This is a genomic window from Allobosea sp. P2_B12, assembly GCF_056404835.1.
In genome coordinates this window covers 277,765-303,680 of sequence record NZ_JBFUDG010000001.1, presented here as the reverse complement: position 1 = coordinate 303,680, position 25,916 = coordinate 277,765, and the positions used below count along the sequence as shown (strand labels likewise).

At 65.3% G+C, this 25,916-nt stretch carries 27 protein-coding genes and 1 pseudogene; 16 read left to right on the top strand and 12 right to left on the bottom strand.

Annotation, left to right across the window (positions count from 1 at the left end):
* Positions 1-73 precede the first annotated feature (73 nt).
* The 7 genes and pseudogenes from AC1DYU_RS01495 (at position 74) to AC1DYU_RS01465 (ending at position 5,859) form a co-directional block, all read left to right on the top strand.
* A complete protein-coding gene (locus tag AC1DYU_RS01495; protein ID WP_476790109.1) occupies positions 74-229 on the top strand; it encodes a hypothetical protein in 156 nt (51 codons plus the stop codon).
* Between the two features lie 84 nt (positions 230-313).
* A complete protein-coding gene (locus AC1DYU_RS01490) occupies positions 314-1,231 on the top strand; it encodes a branched-chain amino acid ABC transporter permease (RefSeq protein ID WP_476790108.1) in 918 nt (305 codons plus the stop codon).
* Between the two features lie 5 nt (positions 1,232-1,236).
* Entirely contained in the window at positions 1,237-2,634 is a 1,398-nt protein-coding gene (gene livM, locus AC1DYU_RS01485) for a high-affinity branched-chain amino acid ABC transporter permease LivM (RefSeq protein WP_476790107.1), read from the top strand.
* A pseudogene (locus AC1DYU_RS01480) lies at positions 2,634-3,443 on the top strand (ABC transporter ATP-binding protein); the annotation flags it as partial. The gene livM and the pseudogene AC1DYU_RS01480, both read left to right, overlap by 1 nt.
* A 26-nt stretch (positions 3,444-3,469) precedes the next feature.
* On the top strand, positions 3,470-4,237 hold the full coding sequence (locus AC1DYU_RS01475) for an ABC transporter ATP-binding protein (protein WP_476790106.1): 768 nt from the start codon (positions 3,470-3,472) through the stop codon (positions 4,235-4,237).
* Position 4,238: 1 nt separating this feature from the next.
* The gene (locus AC1DYU_RS01470) at positions 4,239-4,613 is read left to right on the top strand and encodes a DUF6867 family protein (RefSeq protein WP_158483101.1); all 375 of its coding nucleotides are present in this window, start codon (positions 4,239-4,241) and stop codon (positions 4,611-4,613) included.
* A gap of 130 nt (positions 4,614-4,743) precedes the next feature.
* Positions 4,744-5,859 (top strand): branched-chain amino acid ABC transporter substrate-binding protein, encoded by a 1,116-nt coding sequence (locus AC1DYU_RS01465; protein WP_158483102.1) that lies wholly within the window; start codon positions 4,744-4,746, stop codon positions 5,857-5,859.
* A 114-nt stretch (positions 5,860-5,973) separates the two neighbouring features.
* On the opposite strand, the gene AC1DYU_RS01460 is transcribed toward AC1DYU_RS01465, so the two are convergent.
* From AC1DYU_RS01460 to AC1DYU_RS01430, 7 genes are all read right to left on the bottom strand, one after another.
* Positions 5,974-6,405, bottom strand: a complete 432-nt coding sequence (locus AC1DYU_RS01460; RefSeq protein ID WP_158483103.1) for a GFA family protein — start codon at positions 6,403-6,405, stop codon at positions 5,974-5,976.
* 114 nt (positions 6,406-6,519) lie between these two features.
* The gene (locus AC1DYU_RS01455; RefSeq protein WP_476790105.1) at positions 6,520-7,101 is read right to left on the bottom strand and encodes an RBBP9/YdeN family alpha/beta hydrolase; all 582 of its coding nucleotides are present in this window, start codon (positions 7,099-7,101) and stop codon (positions 6,520-6,522) included.
* Positions 7,098-8,036, bottom strand: a complete 939-nt coding sequence (locus tag AC1DYU_RS01450) for a cobaltochelatase CobT-related protein (protein WP_476790104.1) — start codon at positions 8,034-8,036, stop codon at positions 7,098-7,100. Before AC1DYU_RS01450 ends, AC1DYU_RS01455 begins: the two co-directional genes overlap by 4 nt.
* Complete coding sequence (gene purB / locus AC1DYU_RS01445; RefSeq protein ID WP_476790103.1) at positions 8,037-9,344, bottom strand: adenylosuccinate lyase; 1,308 nt, start codon at positions 9,342-9,344, stop codon at positions 8,037-8,039. It lies immediately after the preceding gene.
* Positions 9,345-9,489: 145 nt separating this feature from the next.
* Positions 9,490-10,173: a ribulose-phosphate 3-epimerase gene (gene rpe, locus AC1DYU_RS01440; protein WP_476790102.1), complete on the bottom strand. Its 684-nt coding sequence runs from the start codon at positions 10,171-10,173 to the stop codon at positions 9,490-9,492.
* Positions 10,174-10,238: 65 nt separating this feature from the next.
* Entirely contained in the window at positions 10,239-10,916 is a 678-nt protein-coding gene (locus AC1DYU_RS01435) for a glutathione S-transferase family protein (RefSeq protein WP_476790101.1), read from the bottom strand.
* Positions 10,917-10,961: 45 nt separating this feature from the next.
* Entirely contained in the window at positions 10,962-11,942 is a 981-nt protein-coding gene (locus tag AC1DYU_RS01430; protein ID WP_476790100.1) for a hypothetical protein, read from the bottom strand.
* 260 nt (positions 11,943-12,202) lie between these two features.
* Between AC1DYU_RS01430 and AC1DYU_RS01425 the strand changes: the two genes are divergently transcribed.
* From AC1DYU_RS01425 to AC1DYU_RS01410, 4 genes are all read left to right on the top strand, one after another.
* The gene (locus tag AC1DYU_RS01425; protein ID WP_476790099.1) at positions 12,203-13,453 is read left to right on the top strand and encodes an NAD(P)/FAD-dependent oxidoreductase; all 1,251 of its coding nucleotides are present in this window, start codon (positions 12,203-12,205) and stop codon (positions 13,451-13,453) included.
* 300 nt (positions 13,454-13,753) lie between these two features.
* Positions 13,754-14,893 (top strand): dipeptidase, encoded by a 1,140-nt coding sequence (locus AC1DYU_RS01420; protein ID WP_476790098.1) that lies wholly within the window; start codon positions 13,754-13,756, stop codon positions 14,891-14,893.
* A gap of 187 nt (positions 14,894-15,080) precedes the next feature.
* Positions 15,081-15,890 (top strand): RNA methyltransferase, encoded by an 810-nt coding sequence (locus tag AC1DYU_RS01415; protein WP_476790097.1) that lies wholly within the window; start codon positions 15,081-15,083, stop codon positions 15,888-15,890.
* Positions 15,891-15,950: 60 nt separating this feature from the next.
* Positions 15,951-16,343, top strand: a complete 393-nt coding sequence (locus AC1DYU_RS01410) for a GFA family protein (protein WP_476790096.1) — start codon at positions 15,951-15,953, stop codon at positions 16,341-16,343.
* 91 nt (positions 16,344-16,434) lie between these two features.
* On the opposite strand, the gene AC1DYU_RS01405 is transcribed toward AC1DYU_RS01410, so the two are convergent.
* Positions 16,435-18,723 carry a TonB-dependent hemoglobin/transferrin/lactoferrin family receptor gene (locus AC1DYU_RS01405; RefSeq protein ID WP_476790095.1) on the bottom strand — a complete coding sequence of 763 codons (2,289 nt, stop codon included), beginning with the start codon at positions 18,721-18,723 and terminating at the stop codon, positions 16,435-16,437.
* Between the two features lie 398 nt (positions 18,724-19,121).
* On the opposite strand from AC1DYU_RS01405, the gene AC1DYU_RS01400 reads away from it, so the two are divergent.
* From AC1DYU_RS01400 to rpsD, 4 genes are all read left to right on the top strand, one after another.
* Entirely contained in the window at positions 19,122-20,405 is a 1,284-nt protein-coding gene (locus AC1DYU_RS01400; protein WP_476790094.1) for a flavin monoamine oxidase family protein, read from the top strand.
* A 138-nt stretch (positions 20,406-20,543) separates the two neighbouring features.
* Positions 20,544-21,413 (top strand): glutamate racemase, encoded by an 870-nt coding sequence (gene murI / locus AC1DYU_RS01395; RefSeq protein WP_476790694.1) that lies wholly within the window; start codon positions 20,544-20,546, stop codon positions 21,411-21,413.
* Positions 21,414-21,495: 82 nt separating this feature from the next.
* Positions 21,496-21,726 (top strand): hypothetical protein, encoded by a 231-nt coding sequence (locus AC1DYU_RS01390; RefSeq protein WP_476790093.1) that lies wholly within the window; start codon positions 21,496-21,498, stop codon positions 21,724-21,726.
* A 197-nt stretch (positions 21,727-21,923) separates the two neighbouring features.
* Positions 21,924-22,541 carry a 30S ribosomal protein S4 gene (gene rpsD, locus AC1DYU_RS01385; RefSeq protein ID WP_158483116.1) on the top strand — a complete coding sequence of 206 codons (618 nt, stop codon included), beginning with the start codon at positions 21,924-21,926 and terminating at the stop codon, positions 22,539-22,541.
* 198 nt (positions 22,542-22,739) lie between these two features.
* On the opposite strand, the gene AC1DYU_RS01380 is transcribed toward rpsD, so the two are convergent.
* Together AC1DYU_RS01380 and AC1DYU_RS01375 are read right to left on the bottom strand one after the other, a co-directional pair.
* The gene (locus AC1DYU_RS01380) at positions 22,740-23,528 is read right to left on the bottom strand and encodes a TIGR02391 family protein (RefSeq protein WP_476790092.1); all 789 of its coding nucleotides are present in this window, start codon (positions 23,526-23,528) and stop codon (positions 22,740-22,742) included.
* Positions 23,529-23,803: 275 nt separating this feature from the next.
* Positions 23,804-24,154: a hypothetical protein gene (locus AC1DYU_RS01375; protein ID WP_476790091.1), complete on the bottom strand. Its 351-nt coding sequence runs from the start codon at positions 24,152-24,154 to the stop codon at positions 23,804-23,806.
* Between the two features lie 74 nt (positions 24,155-24,228).
* Here AC1DYU_RS01375 and AC1DYU_RS01370 point away from each other — a divergent pair, with 74 nt between their 5' ends.
* Positions 24,229-24,819, top strand: coding sequence for an NnrU family protein (locus tag AC1DYU_RS01370; RefSeq protein ID WP_476790090.1), 591 nt, complete (start codon positions 24,229-24,231; stop codon positions 24,817-24,819).
* 55 nt (positions 24,820-24,874) lie between these two features.
* Here AC1DYU_RS01370 and AC1DYU_RS01365 read toward each other — a convergent pair whose 3' ends face one another.
* Together AC1DYU_RS01365 and AC1DYU_RS01360 are read right to left on the bottom strand one after the other, a co-directional pair.
* Positions 24,875-25,459 carry a LysE family translocator gene (locus tag AC1DYU_RS01365; protein WP_476790089.1) on the bottom strand — a complete coding sequence of 195 codons (585 nt, stop codon included), beginning with the start codon at positions 25,457-25,459 and terminating at the stop codon, positions 24,875-24,877.
* Between the two features lie 80 nt (positions 25,460-25,539).
* Positions 25,540-25,692: a hypothetical protein gene (locus tag AC1DYU_RS01360; protein ID WP_476790088.1), complete on the bottom strand. Its 153-nt coding sequence runs from the start codon at positions 25,690-25,692 to the stop codon at positions 25,540-25,542.
* Between the last annotated feature and the right edge of the window lie 224 nt (positions 25,693-25,916).

The following is a 25,916-nucleotide window of genomic DNA, read 5'->3' as shown; positions in this document are numbered from 1 at the left end:
CGGCCTCCCTGCGATGCCTCAGCAATGACGGAGGCGCAGTTGGGTTCCGGCTTGTGGAGAGACGGAAGCAGCGATGGACGCCTTTGCGCTTGCCCGAAACACAATCATCTTGCGCGAAATCGCCGCCGCGCCGCAGAGACGGCTGCTCATTCCACAGGCAGAATACGCCAGATTGCTTTTGACAGTTTTATGGCCCGGCGCGATTGTCGAAACCGTCGAGCATTGGTAGCTCTGCACTGTGATCGCATCCCACATGCGCCGGCGTCATGCCGGCGGACAGAATGGGAGCAGGTTCAAGGGGTCTGCGTCGTCAATGGAAGTTTTCCTGCAGCAGCTCATCAATGGGCTGACCCTGGGGTCGATCTACGGCCTCATCGCCATCGGCTACACGATGGTCTTCGGCATCATCGGCATGGTCAACTTCGCTCATGGCGACGTCTTCATGCTGTCGGCCTTCATCGCGCTGATCTTCTTCATGCTGATCGCCTCCTGGTTCGGGGCCGCGCTGATCGTGGTCGCGCTGATCGTGGTGCTGGCGCTGGCGATGTTCTTCACCTCGCTGTGGAACTGGGCGATCGAGCGCGTCGCCTACCGGCCGCTGCGCGGCTCCTTCCGCCTCGCCCCGCTGATCTCGGCGATCGGCATGTCGATCTTCCTGATGAACTTCGTCCAGGTCGTGCAGGGCCCGCGTAACAAATCGACGCCGCCGATGCTGAACAAGTCGATCACGCTGATCGACAGCGCGACCTACACCGTCCAGATCTCCTACAAGCAGATCGTCATCATCGTGACGACCGCCGTGCTGCTTGCGGCGTTCTGGTACATCGTCCAGAAGACGCCGCTCGGCCGGGCCCAGCGCGCCTGCGAGCAGGACCGCAAGATGGCCGCGCTCCTCGGCATCGACGTCGACCGCACGATCTCGATCACCTTCGTCATGGGCGCTGCGCTCGCAGCCGTCGCCGGCGTGATGTACCTCGTGCTCTACGGCGTGGTGAGCTTCAATGACGGCTTCATCCCCGGCGTGAAGGCCTTCACGGCGGCCGTTCTCGGCGGCATCGGCTCGCTGCCCGGCGCCGTCATCGGCGGGCTCCTGATCGGGCTGATCGAGGTGATGTGGTCGGCCTATTTCACCATCGACTACAAGGACGTCGCCGCCTTCTGCATCCTGGCGATCGTCCTCGTCTTCATGCCCTCGGGCATTCTCGGCCGTCCCGAAGTCGAGAAGGTCTGAAAGCCATGGCCACGCCCGCCACCAAGACCGCAACCCCGGCACCGGCCGCTTCCCAGCGCGATCTGAAGGCCGCGGTGAAGGAAGCCGGCTTTGCCGCGCTCGTCACCTTCGGCCTGTGCATCCCGATCATCGCCTGGGGCACGCGCCAGAACATGGACAATGTCCTGGTGCTGGACCCGCGCTGGGACGCGGTCGCCTGGGCTGTCGTCATCGTCTTCGTCGGCCGCCTGCTCATCGTGCTGCGCAAGCAGGGCAAGTCGGAGCGCAAATCGCTCGTGCGCTTCCTGCCGCACGGCACCTTCGCCTTCTTCCAGCGCAACTCCCGGATCTTCTCGCTCTTCGGGCTGGGCTTCCTCGTCACCTTCCCGATCATCGCGATCAATCTGGCGGGCTGGGGCGGCGCGCTGAAATGGATCGATAATTTCGGCGTCCAGATCCTGATCTACGTCATGCTCGGCTGGGGGCTGAACATCGTCGTCGGCCTCGCCGGCCTGCTCGATCTCGGTTACGTCGCCTTCTACGCGGTGGGCGCCTATTCCTACGCGCTGCTCGCCAAGAATTTCGGCCTGTCCTTCTGGATCCTCCTGCCGATGTCGGGGATCCTCGCCGCCTTCTGGGGCATGCTGCTCGGCTTCCCCGTCCTGCGGCTGCGCGGCGACTACCTCGCCATCGTGACGCTGGCCTTCGGCGAGATCATCCGCCTCGTCCTGATCAACTGGGTCGAGTTCTCCGGCGGCTACGCCGGCATCTCCGGCATCCCGCGCCCGAGCTTCTTCGGCATTCCGTTCAACGCCAGCGACGAGGGCTTCGCGGCGCGCTTCGGGCTCGAATTCTCGCCGCTCTACCGCACGATCTTCCTGTATTATCTGATCCTGGCGCTCGCCCTGCTGACCGCCTACGTGTCGCTCCGCCTCCGTCGCCTGCCTGTCGGGCGTGCCTGGGAGGCGCTGCGCGAGGACGAGATCGCCTGCCGCTCGCTCGGCATCAACACCACCAGCACCAAGCTCACCGCGTTCTCGATCGGCGCCATGTTCGGCGGCTTCGCCGGCGCCTTCTTCTCGGCGCGGCAGGGCTTCATCTCGCCTGAATCCTTCGTCTTCATGGAATCGGCGATCATCCTGGCCATCGTCGTGCTCGGCGGCATGGGCTCGCTCTGGGGCTGCGCCATCGCCGCGATCGTGATGATTGGCGGCACCGAGCTGTTGCGCGAACTGGAATGGCTCAAGGCGATCTTCGGCAACGATTTCGACCCCACGAAATACCGCATGCTGATCTTCGGCTTTGCCATGGTCGTGATCATGATCTGGAAGCCGCGCGGGCTGATCTCGACCCGCGAACCGACGGCCTTCTTGAAGGAGAAGAAGACGATCTCGGCCGACATGGTTCAGGAGGGGCACGGCTGATGGCAACCGCTCCTCTGCTTCAGGTCGAGCATCTGACGATGCGCTTCGGCGGCCTGACCGCCGTCAACGACCTCTCCTTCGAGGCCCGCAAGGGCGACATCACGGCGCTGATCGGACCCAACGGCGCCGGCAAGACCACGGTGTTCAACTGCATCACCGGCTTCTACAAGCCGACCGAGGGCATGATCACGCTGACCCAGGATTCGGGTGCGAGCTTCCTGCTCGAGCGCATGCCGGACTTCCAGATCTCCTGGAAAGCCAAGGTCGCGCGAACCTTCCAGAACATCCGGCTCTTCGGCGGCATGACCGTGCTGGAGAACCTGCTGGTCGCGCAGCACAACCCGCTGATGATCGCCTCGGGCTACACCTTCCTCGGCGTGCTCGGCATCGGCGGCTACAAGGCCCGCGAGAAGGAGGCGATCGAGAAGGCCAAGTTCTGGCTGGAGAAGATCGACCTGATCGACCGCGCCGATGATCCGGCCGCCGATCTGCCCTATGGCGACCAGCGCCGCCTCGAGATCGCGCGCGCCATGTGTACCGATCCCGTGCTGCTTTGCCTCGACGAGCCGGCCGCCGGACTCAACCCGCGCGAAAGCCACGACCTCAACGAGTTGCTGCTCTCGATCCGCAAGGACATCGGCACGGCGCTGCTCCTGATCGAGCACGACATGTCCGTGGTGATGGAAATTTCCGACCATGTCGTCGTGCTCGACTACGGCACCAAGATCGCCGACGGCACGCCGGCGCAAGTCCAGGCCGATCCGAAGGTGATCGCAGCCTATCTCGGGGTCGACGACGACGAAGTCGCGGCCGTCGAAGCGGAGGTCGGAATCGCGTGACCGAGGCCAGTCCACATATCGAAACCGTGCCGCAGAACGACGCCCCGCCGCTTCTCGCCGTCCGCGGCGTCAAGACCTATTACGGCAAGATCATCGCGCTGAAGGGGGTCGATCTCGACGTCCGCGAAGGCGAGATCGTCACCATGATCGGCGCCAACGGCGCCGGCAAATCCACGCTGATGATGACGATCTTCGGCAATCCGCAGGCGCGCGAGGGCACGATCACCTATGAGGGCCGCGACATCACGAAGATGCCGAGCCATCTGATCGCGCGGCTCGGGATCGCCCAGTCGCCGGAAGGCCGCCGCATCTTCCCCCGCATGACCGTGTTCGAGAATCTGCAGATGGGTGCAGCCGTCCGCGACCTCGCCCATTTCGACGAGGACCTCGAGACGATCTGCACGCTCTTCCCGCGCATCAGGGAGCGGCTGCAGCAGCGCGGCGGCACGCTGTCGGGCGGCGAGCAGCAGATGGTGGCGATCGCGCGCGCCCTGATGGCGCGCCCCAAGCTGCTGCTGCTCGACGAGCCGTCGCTGGGCCTCGCCCCGCTGATCGTCAAGCAGATCTTCGAGGCGATCCGCGAACTGAACAAGACGCAGGGGCTGACCGTCTTCCTGGTCGAGCAGAACGCCTTCCATGCGCTCAAGCTCGCCCATCGCGGCTATGTCATGGTCAACGGCGTCATCACCATGAGCGGCACGGGCCAGGAACTCCTGGCCAACCCGCAGGTCCGCGCCGCTTATCTCGAAGGCGGGAGGCACTGACATGCAGGGCATCCTCTACGAAGAACCGACGGTCTGGCTGTTCCTGCTGGTGACGGTGGTGATGGGCGGCTGGCTCGCCTGGATGACCGGCCGCGCGGTGGCGCTGACCTGGAAGCCCAATATCCAGCTCGTGCTCTACATCCTGGTTCTGGGCCTGGTGCTGCGCTTCATCCATTTCGCCCTGTTTCAGGCGACCTTGCTGACGCTGCACTACTACATCATCGACACGATCGTGCTGATGGGCTTCGGCTTCGCCGGCTGGCGCTTCAACCGCGCCAGGCAGATGACGACGCAATACAGCTGGCTCTTCGAGCGCACCGGCCCCTTCAGCTGGAAACCGCGCCCGGGAGCTCAGATCAAGGCCGAAATCGCCTGAATGGGCAGTGTGCTTGACGCGTGACAGACGCCTGAAAACGCGCAAGACTGCGTTTCACGGTGGCACCACGCGCCGAGACGGGCGGACCATCCAGCCCGTTCATGATTACAATACAGGGGAGTCTCATCTCATGAAGAAACTGCTGTTGAGCAGCATCGCGCTCGGCGCGATCCTCGCCTTCTCAGGCGTGGCCAATGCCCAGATCAAGTTCGGCGTCGCCGGGCCGATCACAGGTCCCAACGCCGCTTTCGGCGCCCAGCTGAAGAATGGCACCGAGCAGGCGATCGAGGACATCAATGCCGCCGGCGGCATCCTCGGCCAGAAGATCGTGCTCTCGATCGGCGACGACGTCTCGGATCCGAAGCAGGGCGTCTCCGTCGCCAACAAGTTCGTCGGCGACGGCGTCAAGTTCGTGGTCGGCCACTTCAACTCCGGCGTCACCATGCCGGCCTCGGAAGTCTATGCCGAGAACGGCATCCTGATGATCTCGCCTTCCGCCACCAACCCGAAGATCACCGAGCGCGGCCTCTGGAACACCTTCCGGACCTGCGGTCGCGACGACCAGCAGGGCGAAGTCGCGGCGGCCTACATCGCCAAGAACTTCAAGGACAAGAAGATCGCGGTCATCCACGACAAGACCACCTATGGCCAGGGCCTCGCCGACGAGACCCGCAAGGGCCTGACCAAGGCCGGCATCAAGGACGTGCTCTATGAAGGCATCAACGCCGGCGAGAAGGACTTCTCGGCGCTGATCTCGAAGATCAAGTCGGTCGGCGCCGACTACATCTACTGGGGCGGCCTGCACACCGAAGGCGGCCTGATCGTGCGCCAGATGCGCGACCAGGGCGTCAAGGCCGTGCTGATCTCCGGCGACGGCATCACCACCGACGAGTTCGCCACGATCGGCGGCCCCGGCGTCGAAGGCACGCTGATGACCTTCCCGCCGGACCCGCAGAAGCGTCCCGAGGCGGCTGCCGTCGTCAAGAAGTTCGCGGCCAAGAACTTCAAGCCCGAGGCTTACACCCTGTACAGCTACGCCGCCGTGCAGGTCATGGCCGAAGGCGCCAAGCGCGCCAACTCGGTCGACCCCAAGAAGATCGCCGACGCGCTCAAGGGCGGCCAGCCCGTCAAGACCGTGATCGGCGACCTCGCCTTCGACAAGAAGGGCGACATCACCCGCCCCGACTACACCATGTACACCTGGAAGAAGGGCGCCGACGGCAAAGTCACCTATATCGAGAACTGATCTCGACAGCCGATCGCGCCAGCGCGTGAAACGAGACCGCCCCGGGCAACCGGGGCGGTTTTGTTTTGGCGATGCAAGAATGTCGGATGAAGCAGGCGTCAAGTGATCCCGACGTCACTCTCCGGCCGGCTCATAGCGCAGGGTTCCAGCGATTCCTGCCTTTGCTCCGGGGGCGAGATCGCTGGGATGCCGGACGCCATCATTGACCGGGACCTCCCGGAAATCGAAGGGACTGACGCCCTCGATGCAGGCGACGTTCACGCCGTACTGGCCAGGGTTCGAACGGCGCTGGTGATGGGTGTAGATGCCGCAGGCCGAGCAGAAATAGTGCTTCGCCGTCCTGGTGTTGAACTGGTACTCGGCCAGGGCATCCTCGCCCGAGATGATCCGCACGCCGTCGCGTTCCGCCGAAACGACGACCGCCCCACGCATGCGGCAGAACGAGCAGTCACATCGGCGCGCCTTCTTCAGGCCGTCGGTCAGGACCACCTCGAAGCGCACGCGGCGGCAATGACAAGCCGCCTGAACGATGGTTTCGCCGGTCATCGCCTTTTCCCCGTTTCAACTTTCGGACATGTCTGCTCCAGCCGGTCATGGCAAAGCCTCGAAGCATCTGCCTCGGCTCGATACAAAACGAACTGCCGAAGCAGCCTGGCCGCCTCAACCCTGAATCGGTTTCTGCGGAACCGCCGTCAAGCTCCTGAGAAACCCGCCGAAACGCAGCAGGCCGTCCGGCCAGGGACCATGGCCGGATTCACTGTTGATGTGGCCGCTCTCGCCCGCATCGACGAACTCGGCGCCCCAGGCTTGCGCCAGCTCCCGCGCTTCTTCAGGCGTGCAATAGGGGTCGTCCGTGCTGGCGATCAGCACGCTTCGGAACGGCAGGATCTCACGACGATGCGGGATGAAGTCCTGGGCCATGCCGGGGATCGCGCCCTTGGCTCGCTCGGACGCCGGTGCGACCAGGAAGGCCCCCGCGACCTCGCCGGGCTTCAGCTGCTCGGCTGCGTGGGCGACCGCGCTGACTCCGGCCGAATGCGCCACCAGCACGACCGGCCGCGTCGAGGCCCGCACCGCCCGGACGATACGCTCCGCCCAAACCGGACGCGAAGGCTTGTACCAGTCCTCCTGCTCGACGCGCCGTGCCGTGGTCAGCCGGGTTTCCCAGCGGCTTTGCCAATGATCGGGCCCAGAGCCGGACCAGCCGGGAATGATGAGGATGTCGGCGTCGGAGGTTTTCATTCAGCTTCTAGGTCCCAGAAGGTCGGTTGAGGCTCAAGCGCGAACATCGACCGGAATATCGAGAAATTGGCTTCCAGCATCTCGTCTGCTGTCGATACGGAATGACCCAGTCTGTAGAATCGGCTGATGTCGTAATCGATTCCGATTCCGGCAAGATCGATGCTTCCATCCTTTTCGATCTCGCCGACGACGCCGGCGAGATGATCGGCAAGAATGCGCTCGCCATTGACCGACAACGTCGAATCGTCGACCGGCGCACCGTCCGAAACGACGATCAGGATGCGGCGGGAAGCCGCCCGCCGCCTCAACCGGTCGGCAGCCCAGATCACGGCCTCGCCATCGATATTCTCTTTCAGAAGGTCGGGTCTAAGCAGACGCGCAAAGTCCGTCAGGCGAACGCTGTCGCGGCCGCCGCCTGCTGCGATGGCGATGTGCAGGAGATCGTTCAATCGCCCCGGCCATGCTCGCTTGCCTGATCGCAGCCACTGCAGGCGAGAACGCCCTCCCTTCCACGTTGCCGTCGTGTAGCCGAGAATTTCGACCTCGAATCCCATCGCGTTGAGCATGGTGCCCACGGTCTCGACGACGGCAAGACTCATCAGGATGCGCTGTCCTCGCATGGAGCCTGACAGATCGAGCAGGATCGTTATGGCCGTCCTGGCCCGCAACTCTGGCGACGCCAGCGTCGAGAACTCATTCCGGAACAGCACGGCTTTCATATTAGCCGAGGCGCGCCATGCCCCTAGCCCGTCCCTGTACTCGGTCTTCAGCGCCTCATGTTCCCGCGCATGATGAGGCAACATCGGGCCCAGAACGCCATCGAGCTCGTCGAGCCTGATCTCCCGATCGAAGGCATGCGTGTAGACGCGGTAGCCCGGCGGCTCCGGCCGGACCGGCGGCTTCTTCAATCGCGCGAAGAGGCCCCGCCAATGCACTCAACGCTCCCCGAACACCCGCGCGAAGATCGTATCGACATGCTTGAAATGATAACCTTCGTCGAACATCGCCTCGAGTTGCGTGTCTGACAGCTTCGCCGTGACGTCCTTGTCCTTCTTGAGGTTGGTCAGGAAGTCCTCGCCATGCTCCCAGGTGCGCATCGCATTGCGCTGGACCATGGAATAGCTCTCCTCGCGGCTGGCGCCGGCCTGGGTCAGCGCCAGCAGCACGCGCTGCGAGTTGTGCAGGCCGCCGAGCTTGTCGAGGTTCTTGCGCATGTTCTGCGGATAGATCAGCAGCTTGTCGATGACGCCGGTCAGCCGCGCCAGCGCGAAGTCCAGCGTCACGGTGGCGTCAGGGCCGATCATGCGCTCGACCGAGGAATGCGAAATGTCGCGCTCGTGCCAGAGCGCCACGTTCTCCAGCGCCGGCACGACCATGCCGCGCACGAGGCGGGCAAGGCCGGTCAGGTTCTCGGTCAGCACCGGGTTGCGCTTGTGCGGCATCGCCGACGAGCCTTTCTGGCCGGCCGAGAAGAACTCCTCCGCCTCATAGACCTCGGTGCGCTGCAGATGCCGGATCTCGGTCGCGAGCCGCTCGACGCTGGAGGCGACCACGCCGAGCGTGGCGAAATACATCGCATGCCGGTCGCGCGGGATGACCTGCGTCGAGACAGGCTCGACACTCAGCCCCATCTTCTGCGCGACATAGGCCTCCACGCTCGGGTCGATATTGGCGAAAGTCCCGACCGCGCCGGAGATCGCGCAGGTCGCGATCTCGGCGCGGGCCGCCACCAACCGGGCGCGGCAGCGATCGAACTCGGCATAGGCCTGCGCCAGCTTCAGCCCGAAAGTCACCGGCTCGGCATGAATGCCATGCGAGCGTCCGATCGTCGGGGTCAGCTTGTGCTCGAAGGCCCGACGCTTGATCGCCGCGAGCAACGCATCGACGTCACCGATGAGGATATCGGTGGCGCGGGCGAGCTGCACCGAGAGCGTGGTGTCGAGGATGTCCGACGAGGTCATGCCCTGATGGACGAAGCGCGCCTCGGGCCCGACGATCTCGGCCAGATGCGTCAGGAAGGCGATGACGTCATGCTTGGTGACGCGCTCGATCTCGTCGATGCGGGCGACGTCGAAGGTCGCGTCCTTCGCCTTGGCCCAGATTGTCGCGGCGGCTTCCTTCGGCACGACGCCGAGCTCGGCCAGCTTGTCGGTGGCATGGGCCTCGATCTCGAACCAGATCCGGAACCGCGTCTGCGGCTCCCAGATGGCGACCATCTCGGGGCGGGAATAGCGCGGGATCATCGTCTCGTCCTTGTCATCACACGAGCCCTCATCCTGAGGAGCGCTCCGCAGGAGCGCGTCTCGAAGGATGCTCCAGAAAGCGCCCACTGGATCATCCTTCGAGACGCCGCTGCGCGGCTCCTCAGGATGAGGGCTGATTAAAACCTCAAACCCACTGCCCGCGTGCAGCCTCGGCCGCCTTGCGGATCGCGGCAATATTGGCGGCGTAAGCCGTAGGCCCGCCCTTGAACACAGCCGAGCCGGCGACGAGCGTATCGGCGCCCGCCTTGACGACAAGCGGCGCGGTCTCCGGCGTCACGCCGCCGTCGATCTCGAGTGCAATCGGCCGGGAGCCGATCAGCGCCCTCACCTGCGCGACCTTCTCGACCACCGAATGGATGAAGCTCTGGCCGCCGAAGCCGGGATTAACCGTCATCAGCAGGATGAGATCGACGTCCTCGATCAGCGCTTCAGCCGCGCCGGCTGGCGTACCCGGGTTCAGCACGATACCGGCCTTCTTGCCCTGCGCCCTGATCGCCTGCAGCGTCCGGTGCGGATGCGGGCCGGCCTCGACATGGAAGGAGATCAGGTCGGCGCCGGCCTTGGCGAAGGCCTCGATATAGGGATCGACCGGCGCGATCATCAGATGCACGTCGAAGAGCTTCGTGGTGTGCGGCCGGATCGCCTTCAGCACATCCGGCCCAAACGTGATGTTGGGCACGAAATGCCCGTCCATCACGTCGCAATGGATCCAGTCGGCGCCGGCCTCGTCGATCGCGCGGATCTCCTCGCCGAGCTTCGAGAAGTCGGCCGAGAGGATCGAGGGGGCGATGCGGATGGGAGCGCTCATGCCGCGCGGTTTAATGCATCGGCCGGCAAAGGGAAATGCGGTTTTCCGGCAAGTCCCACACGATCTCAGCGCATCGCGACGGGCACCGAGAGCCGCCGGTCGGCCTCGGCGATCTCGGCTGCCGCGATGGCGAAGGCCGGGCGTGCCAGCAGGCGCAGGAACCAGCCCGAGAGGTCGCGATGCGGCGCTAGCGATGGCCCGCCGAGCCGCCGGCCGAACAGCAGCCCCATGAACAATGCGATATCGGCCGCGCACAGCATCGGCCCGAAGAACTCGCGACCCGCCAGCCTCTCCTCCAGGCGCGCGTGATGGCCCGCCAGCACCTCCTCGGCGATCAGCGCATCGGCATCCTGCGCCGCCCGCCGCGCCGGATCGAGGCTGCGCGGGCCGGGCCGGTGCATCAGCGGCTTCAGCGCCTGCAGCAGGATTTCGTCGGCGAAAAGCTCGTCGAGCCGGCAGCGCGCCCGCTCGGCCGGCGTCGCGGGGTAGAGCGGGGTCTGCGGATAGGCCTCGTCGAGATATTCGATGATCACCGTCGAGTCGTAGAGCACGAGCCCGTCATCGCTCAGGACCGGCACCTGGCCCTTGGGATTGAGCGCCAGCACTTCGGGGTGCCTGGGATCGTAGCCGGTCGTCTGGTTGAACGGCACCATGATGCGCTCGAAGGCCAGGCCCTTCTCCCGCAGCGCGATCTCGACCTTGCGGGCGAACAGGCTCAGCGGTCCAGAATACAAGGTGATCATGACGCAGCTCCGATGACGACGAAGCCAGCTTGTCAGGTCGCGCCGTCAGGTGCCGTCAGCAGCCGCTTCGTCGCGACGGATGCGCCCGGCCAGACCGCGCAGCAGCCAGGGCATCAGGTAGATCGGAAACTGCGCCAGCGCGAAGAACAGGAAGGTCGAGGGCGCCACACCGGCCCCGAGCGCCGCGACGATCATGCCCATATTGCGCTGGCCCGCGCCGTAGCCAACCATGAAGCGCTCGGATCGGCGCAGGAAGCGCAAGACGAGATAGCTTGCGGCCAGCCCGATCAGCGAGACACCGAAGGCGCAGACGAGGAAGCTCGCGACCCGCTGGGGATCGTCGAGAGCCGCGCGCGTAACCCCGTCCATCGCCGCGATGGCAAAGGTGAAATACATCAGCACGCCGAAGCCATCGAGATTGGCTTTCATGGCCCTGATCCTGATCATACCGAGCCACCAGCGCATGACGGCCGCCGCCGTCATGCCGCCGCCGACGAACAGCAGCAGCCGCAGCGTCAGCGCCCAGCGGTCGAGCGGCACGGCCGACCCGGCCAGAAGCTCGACCAGCACCGGAGCGACGATGGGACTGGCGATCGTGGTGATGATGACGGCGGCAATGATCAGCGACGGTTCGAAGCCGTAGATGATCGCAACCGCCGGCGAGGACATGATCGGCGGCGCCGCGGCCAGGATCGCGAGGCCGAGCAGCAGGCCCGGATCGAGCGTGTCGCGCCCGACGATCAGGAAGGCACATCCGATCACCGCGACCGGTGCCGCCACCAGCCAGAGGCAGGTCAGGATCAGCTTGCCCGGCCGGCGCAGCAGGCCGGTGATGATGCCGATATCCGCCCGCATGAAGACGATGGTGGTGAAGCAGAAGATCGTGACGGGCAGCAAGGGCCGCGCTGCCGCCGAGAACTGCGGCAGGGCCAAGCCGAGAAAGATCGACAGCGCGAAGCCCTGCGTGCCGTAGCGCCCGAGCCAGGCGAGGCCGGCGGCCAGTGAAGCGGCGATACGCATGAACATGAAAGGCCCGACTCGTCCCCAAGGGAGGCCGACACTGGCCGATCGCCACCCTTGCGTCACCCATTATGGCCACAGCCCCGCCCTGCGTCGGCAGGAAATTGCGTCATGAGCGTGCTTTGCCGGCTGTTGCGAGGCCTGGCGCCTCCGATGGCGCAAATCTTGCGGAACTTCAGCCCATACGGCGCAAAAACGCGCCGCGACGCTGACAACACCGCGCAAACAGCTATTTTTGCGGGGGTGGGGACTGGCAGGAGCAGGTCATGGCGACGGATACGATCGTTCTCGGCGCGGGTATCGTCGGGATTTCGGTGGCGCTGCATCTGCAGAAAGCCGGGCGCTCCGTGCTGCTCGTCGACAGGCGCGGGCCGGGCGAGGAGACCAGCTACGGCAATGCCGGCCTGATCCAGCGCGAAGGCGTCTACCCCTACGGCTTCCCGCATGATTTCGGCGCGCTCATCCGCTACGCGATGAACAACACCATCGACGCGCATTACCACTGGAATGCGATCCCCAAGCTCGCGCCCTTCCTCTGGTCCTACTGGATGCATTCGCGCGCCTCCCAGCACGAGGCGATCGCTCGGAAATACGCCACGCTGATCGAGCATTGCGTCAGCGAGCACGACACGCTGGCGGCAGAAGCCGGCGCGACCGGCCTGCTACGCCGCAAGGGCTGGATGAAGGTCTTCCGTACAGCCGCCCAGCAAGACGAGCGCCTGGCCGAGGCCGCGCGCTGGAACCGGGATTACGGCTTGAATTACAAGCCGCTCGACATCGAAGCGCTGAAAGCCGAGGAGCCGCATCTCGACCATGGCAGCCTGATCGGCGGCCTGCATTGGACCGATCCCGTGACGGTGATCGATCCGCTTGGCCTGTCCAAGGCCTATGTCGCGCTGTTCGAAAAGCTCGGCGGCAAGCTCGCGCTCGGTGACGCCTCCACCCTGGTCCAGCAAGGCGCGGAGTGGAGCGTCACCCTCGCGGACGGCACCAAGGCGACCGCGCGCGACGCCGTCGTCGCGCTCGGCCCCTGGGCCGATGTCCTGACGGGCAAGCTCGGCTACAAGCTGCCGCTGGCGGTCAAGCGCGGCTATCACATGCACTACAAGGCGCAAAACAACGCCGTGCTGAATCATCCGACGCTCGACACCGAGCGCGGCTATTTCCTGGCGCCGATGCAGCAGGGCATCCGCCTGACCACCGGCGCCGAATTCGCCGACCGCGACGCGCCCAAGACGCCAGTCCAGTTGGAGCGGGCCGAGCCGATCGCCCGGACGCTGTTCCCCCTCGGCGACCGGATCGATCCCGAGCCCTGGCTCGGCCGCCGCCCCTGCACGCCCGACATGATGCCGATCATCGGCCCGGCGCCGAAGCACAGGAACCTCTGGTTCTCCTTCGGCCACGCCCATCACGGCCTGACGCTGGCAGCCGTCACCGGCCGCATGATCGCCGAGATGGTCACGGGCCAGAAGGTCTTCGTCGACCCGACTCCCTTCGCGCCGGCACGGTTCGGGTAGGACAGCACGGAAGCCATCGGTCAGAGGCGCGGGGAACCCTCTCCCGTAGGGAGAGGGTAGGGTGAGGGGCCGGCCGTTCTACCATTGATCCACTCCCTTGCCGCTGCCTCGCTTGGATGTTCTCGCTCCACTGGTCCGGGGCCGACACCTCACCCCTGCCCCTCTCCTTACAGGAGAGGGGTTCTCCGTCGCGGCGCCGGCGCTTCATCGTCATGACGCCCCTGCACCACGTGCCCTCGCCTCTGCGCCCGCGACCTGCCACCATCGTCTCCGCTGTCGATTCCAATGCAAGGTTGCGCCATGGCCCTCGCCAAACCGCCCGTCCAGGACAATGCCTACGCCGCGGCGCTGGCCCTGCTCGACCGAGCCCCGCTGATCGACGGCCATAACGACCTGCCCTATGTCATCCGGCTCGCCCGCGATGCGAAGGGCGATGTCGGCGCTTATGACCTGACAAAAATCCATGCCGAGGGCGACACCGACATTCCGCGCATGCAGGCCGGCAAGCTCGCCGGCCAGTTCTTCGCGGCCTATGTCCCGCCCAAGCACCCCAAGCCCGCCGGTTTCGCGCTCGCCCAGATCGCGCTGATGCGGGACATCCTGAAGCGCCATCCGCAAGTTTTCCGCCCGGGCCTGAGCGCCGACGATGTCGCCGCCGCCAAGGCCGAGGGGCGCATCGCGCTGTTCATGACGATCGAGAACGGCTCGGCGCTCGACAACGAGCTCGACGCGCTCGACGCCTATCACGACCTCGGCATCCGGCTGATGACGCTCTGCCACAACGACAGCCATGATTGGTGCGATTCCGCCACTGACGCACCCCGGAATGACGGCCTCACCGCCTTCGGCAAGGACGTGATCAGGCGGATGAACAAGCTCGGCATGGTCGTCGACCTCGCCCATGTCTCGCCGAAGGTGATGCACGACACGCTCGACGTCACGAGCGCTCCGGTCGTCTGGTCACATTCCAACGCGTTTTCGCTCTGCGACCACCCGCGCAACGTCCCCGACGACGTGCTCGATCGCGTCGCCGGCAATGGCGGTGTCGTCATGGCGACCTTCGTGCCGGACTTCATCAGCCAGGCCTCGCGCGACTGGCACAAGCCGGCCAAGGACCGCTACGGCAAGTCTCCCGAGGGCATCGACCACGAGAAGGCCGAGGCCGAGATCGCCGCCAAGTCCGGCCCGCGCCCGAAGGCGACCCTGCCGCAGTATTGCGACCATCTCGATTATCTCAGCCAACGCATCGGCCACGACCATGTCGGCATCGGCTCGGACTTCTTCGGCTGGATCAATCCCGACGGGCTGGAGGACACCTCTGTCTTCCCGGCCCTGATCGCCGAACTGATCCGCCGCGGCTGGTCGGAAGAGAACCTCGAGAAGCTCGCCGGCGGCAACACGCTGCGAGTGATCCGTGCGGTCGAGGCGGCGGCCGGCTGAAGGCAGGCTTTCCGTCATGGTCGGGCTTGTCCCGACCATCCACGCCTTCCTTCGATCCGGGCGTCAAGACGTGGATGCTCGCCACAAGGGCGAGCATGACGGTCCAAGTCGCTTGACCGACCGGCTCTTTCGGGGGATTGCCGGGCATTCCGCTGCATTTCGCCCGGGAATGACGAGACACGAAGACATGCCCGGTTCCGGCACCGACCGCACCCGCCCATCCGTCCAGGCCCCTGCCCCCGTCATCATTCTGGTCGAGCCGCAGATGGCGGAGAATATCGGCATGTGCGCCCGCGCCATGGCGAATTTCGGCCTCTCCGAGATGCGCCTCGTCGCGCCACGCGACGGCTGGACGGCCGGGGATAGCCCGAAGGAGACCGCGACCTCCACGGCCTCGGGCGCGAGCCATATCCTCGAGAACGCCAGGCTCTATCGGACGACGGCCGAGGCGATCGCCGATCTGAGCTATGTGCTCGCCACGACGGCCCGCGAACGCGGCCAGATGAAGCGCATCGTGACACCGGCCGAGGCGATGCCGCCGCTGGCGGAGCGCATCGGCTCCGGCGAACGCGTCGGCATCCTGTTCGGGCGTGAGCGCATCGGCCTGACCAATGAGGAGATCTCGTTTGCCGACGCGATCCTGACCTTCCCGGTCGACCCCGCCTTCGCCTCGCTGAATCTCGCCCAGGCCGTGCTGCTCGCCGGCTATGAATGGTTCAAGGCGACCGGCGGCGAGCCACCCTTTCGCGAGCACAACCTGTCGCCGCCAGCGAGCCGCGCCACGGTGCTGTCGATGTTCGACTATGTCGAAAACGAACTCGACATCTGCGGCTTCTTCCCGCCCGGCAAGAAGCAGGTCATGACCGCCAATTTGCGCGACATCCTGCATCGGCTGGCGATGACCGAGCAGGAGGCCCGCACATTGCGCGGCGTGTTCAAGTCGCTGACCGAAGGCCCGCGCCGGCTGCGCGTGCCGAAGCCGGCCGAGGGAGAGTAGCGCGGGCGCCGGGGTTCGTCGTAAGCATTTCGACCGCACTCGCTTTGCAGGAGACGCAGCATGGACCGATTCACCGGCGGCTGCTCATGCGGCAATGTCCGGATCGTGGCCTCGGGGCGCCCCTACCGGGTCGGCATCTGCCACTGTCTCGATTGCCGCAAGCATCATGGCGCGTTGTTTTATGCTGCCGCGGTGTTCCCGCAGGATGCGGTGACGATCACCGGCGAAACGAGCGACTATGAAGGGCGGTTTTTCTGTCCGCGTTGCGGCTCGTCCGTCTTCGCCCGCAGTGCCGATGAGATCGAAGTGTATCTCGGATCGCTGGATGCCCCTGACCAGTTGATGCCGACCTATGAAAGCTGGACCATCCGTCGCGAATCCTGGCTGCCGCCATTTCCGCTGGCGCGGCACTACGAGCGCAATCGAGACTCCACGGGTCGCTTCGAGGAGTAGGTCGCAGCAACGGCCCGGACCACATTCCGACGAAAAAGGCCGGCCCCGAAGGGCCGGCCAGTGACAGTCCGGGTCTCGAAACGCAGGGCTGTCAGAACTGGTACTTCACCGTCGCCTTCACCGTGCGGCCGGGCTCGCTGTAATAGTCGCGCGACTGGGCCAGCACGCCTGTCGGCACGTTGACCGCGTCGAAATACTTGCGGTCGAAGATGTTGTAGACGCCGACCTGAACCTCGAGATCGGCGATCTGCGGGATCGGCTTCCACCAGGCCGATGCGTTGAAGATCGCATAGCCCGGCGCCCTGAAGCCCTGCGTCGTTCCGGTGGTCGCGGCGACGTCGTCACGCGCAGCCGCCAATTTGGCCGAGACCTCGGCACCCCAGCGTTCCGTCCCATAGGCGACCGCGACGATGCCCTGAACCGGCGGGATCGAGTTCAGGAAGGTGTCGTTGTCCTTGTTCTTGCCGCGGGTATAGGCAAACGACCCGCGCGCCAGCCAGTTCTCCGCAAACGCGTATTGCAGGTTCGCCTCGAAGCCCTGGATCTCGGCGCGGTTGAGGTTGCGCGGCCCGACGATGCCGTTCTGCGGATAGTCGCCGCCGGGAGGCGCGATCTGGAACTGCGGATCGATGAAGTTGCGGTAGTTCGTGTGGAAATAGGTCACCGAGCCGCCGAACGCCCTGTCGCCGAAGCGCAGGCCGACATCGATGCCGTTGCTGGTCTCCGCCTTCAGGTTGGGATCACCGACGCGCAGATAGGTGCCGACCCCGCCGAAGCGACCGTAGAGTTCGCTGGCCGTCGGCGCCCGGAAGCCCTTCGACCACTGCGCGAAGGCGGTGACGTCCTTCACATAGGGGGCGTTCTTGAGGATGTCGTATTCCAGCCGGACCTTGGGCGACCAGGCGGAGTCGCTCGAGGACGGCGGCAGGCCGACCGGGCGCGAGCCGCCATTGCTGTAGGCCGGCGTATCCTGCGGCTTCTCCTCGTACCAGTCGAAGCGCACGCCGGGCGTGATCCGCAGCCGGTTGTCCAGCATGCCGATCTCATCCTGCACGTAGAAGCCGGCCGCCTTGCCGTCGATCTTCGGCTGGTCGGCCTGGTTGGTGTGCAGGTTGTTGCAGGCCGTGAACGCGCCGGTGAACAGACCGGAAGCCGGTCGAGGCGGGCAGTTGTCGAGCCCCTTCGAATACTGATCGAGCTCGGTCATCCGCAGTTCGGTGCCCAGCGTGATGCCGTGCGAGAACATGCCCGTGTTGAAGTTCTTCACGATATGGCCATTGAAGCCATAGGCATCCTGCTCGTTCTCGTTGTCGCGGGCATAGGGTCCGACGACGCTGGTGAAGCGCCTGGCGTTGACCAGCGCATTGCGCTTGACGTTCTGCCAGTACAGCGTCGCATGCGCCTCGTCGATGAAGGCGCCGGGCAGCTTGAAGTCATAGGAGAGCGAGACGCGTTTGCGCTCGACATCCTCGCCCTGCTCGTAGGATCCGGGCCGGAAATTGCCGGTCGGCGAGACTGTCGCATTCAGCGTCTGGATCCGGTCCTCGCGCTTGTAGAGCTCGGCCGTCAGGCCGAAACGATGCGCCTCGTCGGCACTGTGGTGATGAATCTTGCCGAGGAACCCGTACTGGTTGAAATCGACCGGGTTCGGCACGGTGCGCGTGGCGCCGATCGTATCGTTGCTGCCGCCGTTCTTGGTCTCGCCGCCATTGCGGAAGCTGCCCTGCAACAGGAAGTATGTCTGCTGCAGCCGCGCCGCAACGGCGGCGCTGCCGAACCAGGCATCGTCGGTGCTGTCGAAGCCGGTCTTGGCGAGGCCACCATAGCTGCGATCGCCCTTGATCAGGTCCTTGGGGTCGAGCGTGCGGACCGCGAGCACGCCGCCGAGCGCGCCGCTGCCGAGGGTGGCGCTGCCGCTGCCGCCGCGCAGCAGGTCGAGCGTCGACAGCGCATCGAAGTCGAAGGCGTTGGTCGAGCTGCGGTCGACGCGTGTGTCAGTCAGGAAGGGCTGGCGGATGCCATCGACCGTGGTCAGGACGCGGGCGCCGTCGAGGCCGCGGATGTTGATGCTGTTGGTCTGCCGGTTGAAGCTGATGCCGGCTTCGACGCGGTTGGCGAGGTCGGAAATGCTCTGGACCTGCTGCCGATCGAGTTGCTCACGCGTCGTGCGGGTCGTCGTCGGCCCCTCGACGAGGGGGCGGCCGGCGATGCCTTCGCCCTGGACCGTAATCTGGTCGAGCACCACGGGAGCCTCGGCAACCGGTGCCGGCGCGGGCCGGGTGCGGCTCTGCTGCTGCGCCAGCGCCGGGCAAGCCAGCAGAACCATCATCAAAGTTCCCAGCGCAACGCCCTCGCGCAGCCTGACGGAATACATCCCCATCGCCCTAACCCATCCTTGTCGGCGCAGCCGGCTCTCGCCACCGCATGTCATCAGTTTAAAATGAATATAAACAATGCCTTATACTCACGGACAAGGCTATCATCGGATATTGAGCGACTCGACGACTGTCAATCTCCGGACACACGAAGAACACTTTCCGATGCACGAACAACACAACAATAGAAATTCTCTAATCAAGCGCATTTTGTCGTATCGTTCCAATAAGACGCCCCTCGCTTCGGCCGCATCACGGGGGCTCCCGATCTCGTGATCGCGCGCGGCCATGGCTCCGACACCTTCCTGTTGCAACGCAACGATACGAGCCCAACATGGGCGGGCAGAACGGGACGCCCTGACGCATGCTCGACCGCCGGACAGTTTTGACAGGATCAGGCGCGATGGCGGCAACGCTGGCAGCGGCCGGGCGTGGCGCCCTTGCGACCCGGATCGATGCCGACATCGTGGTCATCGGCGCGGGCGCGGCAGGGCTTGCCGCCGCCCATGACCTCAAGGCCGCGGGCCGCAAGGCGATCGTGCTGGAGGCGCGCGGGCGGGTCGGCGGCCGCGCCTTCACCGACGCTTCGCTCGGCCCGGCCTATGACGCCGGCGCGATGTTCATCCACTGGGCCGAGCGCAACCCCTGGGTCCAGATCGCCCGCGAGCTCGGCGTCGAGACCCAGAACGAGCCGTGGGGCGGCGGCTTCCAGGTCTTCGCCAACGGCAAGCCGATGGCCGAGACAGACCGGCAGAAGCGGCGCGGCGCCTTCGGCCAGATCGACCGCCGGCTCGAAACCGTCGATCTGACCAGGCGCGACCTCTCCGTCCGGGACCTCCTCGGCGATCTCGGACCGGACATGTCGCAGATCGCCTCCTCGGGGCTGCTGCTTTCAATCGGCGAGGAATCGGACAGGATTTCCGCGCGCGACTATCAGCGCCTCTGGGCCGGCGACGACCTCGTCGTGCCCTCCGGCTACGGCAACCTCGTCGCGCGCCATGGAGCCGGGCTCGACATCCGCCTGAACCAGCCCGTTAGCGAGATTCGCTGGGACGGCCCGGACGTCGCGGTGACGACCCCGTCGGGCACGCTGCATGCGGGCGCCTGCATCGTCACGGTTCCCGTCGGCGTGCTCAAGGCCGGCGCGATCCGCTTCACGCCGGAGTTACCGGCGCGCAATCGCGATGCGCTCGCCGGGCTCGGCATGGGCGCGCTGACCAAGATCGCGCTCAAGGTCGAGGGCGACCGCTTCGGCGTTGCGCCGGGTGCGAGCTTCCTCGAGGCCGGCTCGCCCGGCCAATTGATGAATCTCGATCTCTTCCCGGACAACAAGGACCTCGTCATCGCCTATTGCGGCGGCGACCACGCCCGCGAACTCTCCGCCGCCGGCACGGACGCCGCGCGCGCCTATGTCACGGAGCTTCTGGCAAAGATGCTCGGCGCCGACATCCGCAAGGCGGTGACGGGCATCTCCTTCCCGGCCTGGTGGACCGACCCGTTCTCGCGCGGCTCCTATTCGGTCTGCCTGCCAGGCCGCGAGACGGCGCGCGAGCAGCTGGCCGAGCCGATCGGCGGGCGCATCGTTATCGCTGGCGAAGCCACGGCCGGCGGCGGCGCCATGACGGTCGGCGGCGCGACGCTGGCCGGCCGTGCGGCCGCTGCGGCGGTCGCACGGATCAAGGCCTGAACCACGGCGGCCCCGGATCGACTCGTTCAAATTGACGCGGTCATGTTTGCGCCATCTTGACGGTCCCTTAACCCGGCTCTGGCGCAATCGGCGCCTTCGTCACGCTGGCAGGCTCGCAGGCGCATGCAAGTCGATCTTATGCAATTCGATCTTCTGGCCGGAACGGCCTCCCGCACGGTTGCGGTGCCGCGCCACACCCCCACGATCCTCGTCTTCGATTCCGGCCTCGGCGGTCTCACCGTGCTCTCGCGGGTGGTGCAGGCGCAAGCCGGCGCCCATATCGTCTACGCCGCCGACGATGCCGGCTTTCCCTATGGCCGGCTCGGAGAGCAGCAGCTCGTCGACCGCGTTCTCAGCGTGATGGAGCGGCTGGTCGCGCGCTGCCACCCCGACCTCGTCGTGATCGCCTGCAACACCGCCTCGACGCTGGTGCTGCCGGCGCTGCGGGCGCGCTTCGCCATTCCCTTCGTCGGCACGGTGCCGGCGATCAAGCCGGCCGCCGCGATGACCAAATCGCGCCTGATCTCGGTGCTGGCGACGCCCGGCACCGTCGCGCGCGACTACACGCGCGACCTGATCAAGAGCTATGCCGGCGGCTGCGAGGTCACGCTTGTCGGCTCGACCCGGCTTGCAGGCCTCGCCGAAGCGGCGCTGAAGGGCGAGCCGGTGAACGACGCCGCCATCGCCGCCGAGATCGCGCCCTGCTTCGTCGAACGCGACGGCGCGCGCACCGATGTCGTGACGTTGTCCTGCACCCATTACCCGCTGCTGATCGAGCGGATGAAGCTGCTGGCTCCCTGGGATGTCGCCTGGATCGACCCCGCGCCCGCAATTGCCCGGCGGGTCGAGCAACTGCTCGGTCAGGCCGTATCGAGCCCCGACGGCCAGCCTGTGCAAAGCACGGCGATCTTCACCAGCGGCACCGGATTGACCGGCCCGCTGCGGATCGCGCTCGCAGGCTACGGCCTCGCCAGCGTCGAGATCGAAGCGATGCCGCTCGTCCAGTAGCGGACCCCTCCGGGAACCGCCGTTCCGACGAGACGTTATCCTCCGGACGCCGCGACGGCTGTCTGGTCTGGAGGAAACGACCATGAAGAAACTTCTTGCAATCGCGGCGCTCGCCGCAGGCCTCGCCTTCGGTGGACTGGGCACCAGCGGCGAAGCGCAAGCGAAACCCCATGGCTGGAACAAGGGCCATGGCCACCACGCCATGTATCGCCACGGTCCCCGGCGTCACTATGGCTGGAATCGCGGCCATCACCGCGGCTGGTACAAGCATCAGCGCCGCCACCATGTCTATTACGGCCGCTCGCGCTGGTGAACGGCCTTGCGCCGGCGCATTGACTTCCGGAGCCGGTTCCGCCTATAGAGCCGGCGTCGCGCGGGCCCAAAAGGCCCGCGTGGCTTTTTCCGCACCCGTGATCCGCTTTCTTCGGAAGCCGGATCTGTCGCTTCTGCCCAACGCAGGAGAGCAGGAGGGCGCGGTCCTCACCTCGCGAACTCAAGAGGACACGCGATATGTCGAAGCGCCATGAGGCGAAGTACAAGATTGACCGTCGTCTCGGTCAGAACATCTGGGGCCGCCCGAAGTCCCCGGTCAACCGTCGTGAATACGGCCCCGGCCAGCACGGCCAGCGCCGCAAGGGCAAGCCGTCCGACTTCGGCACGCAGCTGCGCGCCAAGCAGAAGCTCAAGGGCTATTACGGCTCGATCTCCGAGAAGCAGTTCCGCCGCTATTACGCCGAGGCGATCCGCCTCAAGGGCGATTCGGGCGAGAACCTGATCGGCCTGCTCGAGCGTCGCCTGGACGCCGTGATCTACCGCGCCAAGTTCGTGCCGACGGTCTTCGCTGCCCGTCAGTTCGTCAACCACGGCCATGTCACGGTCAACGGCAAGCGCGTCAACATCGCCTCCTACCAGGTCAAGCCGGGCGACGTGATCGCGGTCAAGGAGAGCTCGCGCCAGCTCGCTCTCGTGATCGAGTCGGCCCAGCTCGCCGAGCGCGACGTGCCCGATTATCTCGACACCGACCACACCAAGTCGACCGCCGTCTTCACCCGCACGCCGACCCTGACGGACGTGCCCTATGCGGTGCAGATGGAACCCAACCTGGTCATCGAGTTCTACTCGCGCTGATCGGACGGGGCGGGTCGCAAGGCCCGTTCACCGGCAACATTTCGAGGGGATGGCGAGAGATCGCCGTCCCCTTTTTCGTGTACGGCTGGTTTGCAGTCGGATCATCCAGCCCTCCTCGTCATTCCGGACAAGCCGCGCAGCGGCGCAGATCCGGAATCCATCATAGGGCCGAAAGGGCACGGCATTAGGCCGGCGCGGTCACGCTTTAGCGCCGTCGAGTAGCTTCGCCAACAAACTGACGAAAGCGATGAACTCCAGCGCGCGCTCGGGATCGTCCTTGATGAAGCCATGGGCACGGGGGTTACGCAATCCGGAGACCGCTCCGGAGAACATCTGCATAAAGCCTTTCTGCTCGTCTTTGTCAGATTGGTCTTGGAGATGGTTGAACTTCAAAATCGGATTGGACGGACTGAATGCTCGTTCCATCAGCGTCGTTCCGTCTTGTTCAAGACCACTGCGGAGGCGCACGAGGCCATTGAGCGCCTTAACCGCAGCCTCGACGGCATTCGCATAGTGAGCATCGCGGTAGAGTTTAGTTGCAGCCCTCGCAATCTCGGGATGAAGTTCCAGCCCCTCGTAAGCTCTGATTGTGCGGTTGATGGCGTCAGTCTCGTCCTCGCCTACCTGTTCAGTAAGGATGTCTACCAGCGTCGCAAGTGTGACCACGGCACTCCCAACTTTGTCCCGTACAGTATCAAGGTTCCCGCGAAGCGACATGTCCATGCCACTGAACGCGACCACAAACTGCGGACGGAATGATTCTACGCTATACTCCTTGTATTCGATGGTATCGACTCCATACACATCGCGAAGTGTCGCGTTAATTTTCTGGGAATAACTGTCAAGCACATGCTCTCCAGTCGCATTATCGAGCGCGTTGATGTTGAGTGATTTCAATTCGTCTAAGCGACGCCTTATCTTCGGTATAGCAGATTTGATTTGAGCAGAAGTGAGGGTGGCAGGTCGCATTTCAGGATTACGTGCCATCGCTCTTCCTCAAAATGTGCCCACCGCGTTTGGTGGATCGAAGGCCGTGAGGAAAGCTATTGGATAGGCAACATGCTCTCCACCGCGATCGGCCAATGCACAGAGAATATTCACGCAAAAAATCTTTCAGCGCCCCCTCCCGCCGCATCCCCATTTCCCCATGGCCCTTCGCGTCTTCTGTAGGCCACCATAACCGAGCCTGCCGGGTTCCTGCACGACCCTGTGCCGCTACGGTCGGGAGCGTACAGGGCGATCCCGAAGCAGGCTGGAACTGGCTAGATGGGAGAGCCCGTACCGATATTCTCGCGTCTCTTGATGCGCCGTATGGCGGCCTTAGCCTCTTTGGCTGCTCGGTCGAGGTTCAGCTTCAAATCCGCAATCGCCTCGTCCACCTCTTCTTCTGAGATGATGTCCGCACTTAAGATGGGCCAGACTGTAAAGTCCTTCTTCACATAGCCTCGCAGCGCAATGTAGACGCGGGGCGCCGCCAGCTTTGGGTCCTCGATATAGCTGAAATCAAAGATAGGGCGTTCCGGCACGGGGCGTCCTCCCGACTCAGGCGAAGTGCCGTTATGAAAGCATTCTACGGCTGACACCTCAATCGCCACACGCACGACGCTGAGCATCCACCCACGCCCTGTTGCAGCCCCCACCCTGCCGGTCCATGGTTGGAATCGCTCCAACCTGAGGCGTTTCCCGCATGCTCGTCCTGATCTTCGGCCTCGTCCTGTTCCTCGGCATGCACGCGGTCACGATGAAGCGCGACCTTCGCACACGGCTGATCGAGCGGCTCGGCGCGGGCGGCTACAAGGGGCTGTATTCGGCCGTCTCCATCGTCGGCCTCGTGCTGCTGATCTATGGCTATGGGCTCCAGCGCGCAGCCGGATACACGCCGGTCTGGGACCCGCCGGTCTGGACGCGGCATCTGGCGCTGCTGCTCAACCTGCCGATCTTCATCCTGCTCGCCGTCGGCAAGCGGCCCTCCTGGCTCCTGTCGCGCGTCAAGCACCCGATGCTGCTCGCCGTGAAGATCTGGGCCACCGCCCATCTCATCGCCAATGGCGATCTCGGCAGCATGCTCTTGTTCGGCAGCTTCCTGGCCTGGGCCGTGATGGCACGGATCTCGGTCAAGCGCCGGCCCGAGGAAATCGCGCGCAGCGCCGCCATGGGCACGGTCGCCTTTGGCCGCAGCGACGCGATCGCGATCGTCGCAGGGCTGGCGGCCTATGTCGTCTTCGCGCTCTGGCTCCACCCGCTCCTGATCGGCGTGCCGGTCATCACACGCGCCTGAACGGGGCGACGCGTCACGAGGACGAATACCTCGTCGAGGAAGCACCGACGCTCCACTACCACCCGGCGGCGGCCCGGCCTGCCAGCGCCATCGCGAAGAGGCCCAGCAGCAACGCCGAGACGCGCGGGATCAGCCGGCGCAGCCTGGCGCCAGCCGCGGCCGCGAGCCCTCGCCCGCCGATGAACCAGGCCGCACCGGCCGCCGGGATCAGCGCCGCCATCGCCAGCAGATGCGCGGCGGCGACCGCCGGCTCTGAGCACCAGCCCGGCGGCATCAGCACCAGCGCGATGATCAGGGTCTTGGGGTTGAGCAGCGTGGTCAGGGCGATCTGGCGTGGATGGACCGTCCCCGCCCCCGCCGCATCGGGTCGCGCCCGCCACATCCGCAAGGCGACCCGCAGCAGGTAGAGCGCCGCCCCCGCCTGCAGCCAGGGACGCAACCCGTCCATCCCGCCGCCGAGCCACAGGACCATGGCCCCGAGCAGGATGACGGCGGTGAGATAGGCGCTCAGTTCGGCCGCCAGCAGGGCTGCAGCAGCGCGCGGCGGCTGCGTCGCACCCGCCAGCGCCAGCAGGGTGTTGGTGGGGCCCGGCGTGGCGAGCAGAAGCGCCAGGCCGATGAGGAAGCCGCTGGAAACCATGCGCTCGGGGCTACACGAAGCGGCCCCTCGCGCCCTTGCGCTGGATCAAGCCCGGCCGCCGAGGCAGCGGGCGTTGGCCCTCACAGATGCGAGCCGACCTCGTCGCGGAACCAGTAGCACCCCAACCCCAGACACCCGATCAGGATCGACAGGGCATAGGGTCCAAACAGGCTGGCGACGAAGACGAGGCCGATGAAGCCGCGCATCGCCCAGATCAACCATGTCGCCTTCATGGCTTCCCCTTTCGTCACACTCACTGCGGAACTTTGTTTCGCAATCCCTGCTGAAGCGTAAACGGAAACACATGAATCGAAGTTGAACAGTCACGGTAAACGGCCGTTTCTGCTTTGTTTCGCAAGGCGTTAGCGCCTGCGGCCAAATCATGGCGGAACGCCCCGGAATTGCCGCTTGCCCTTCCCTCACGCTGGGTTAACCCTTCGCGTCCCAACCATGGGAA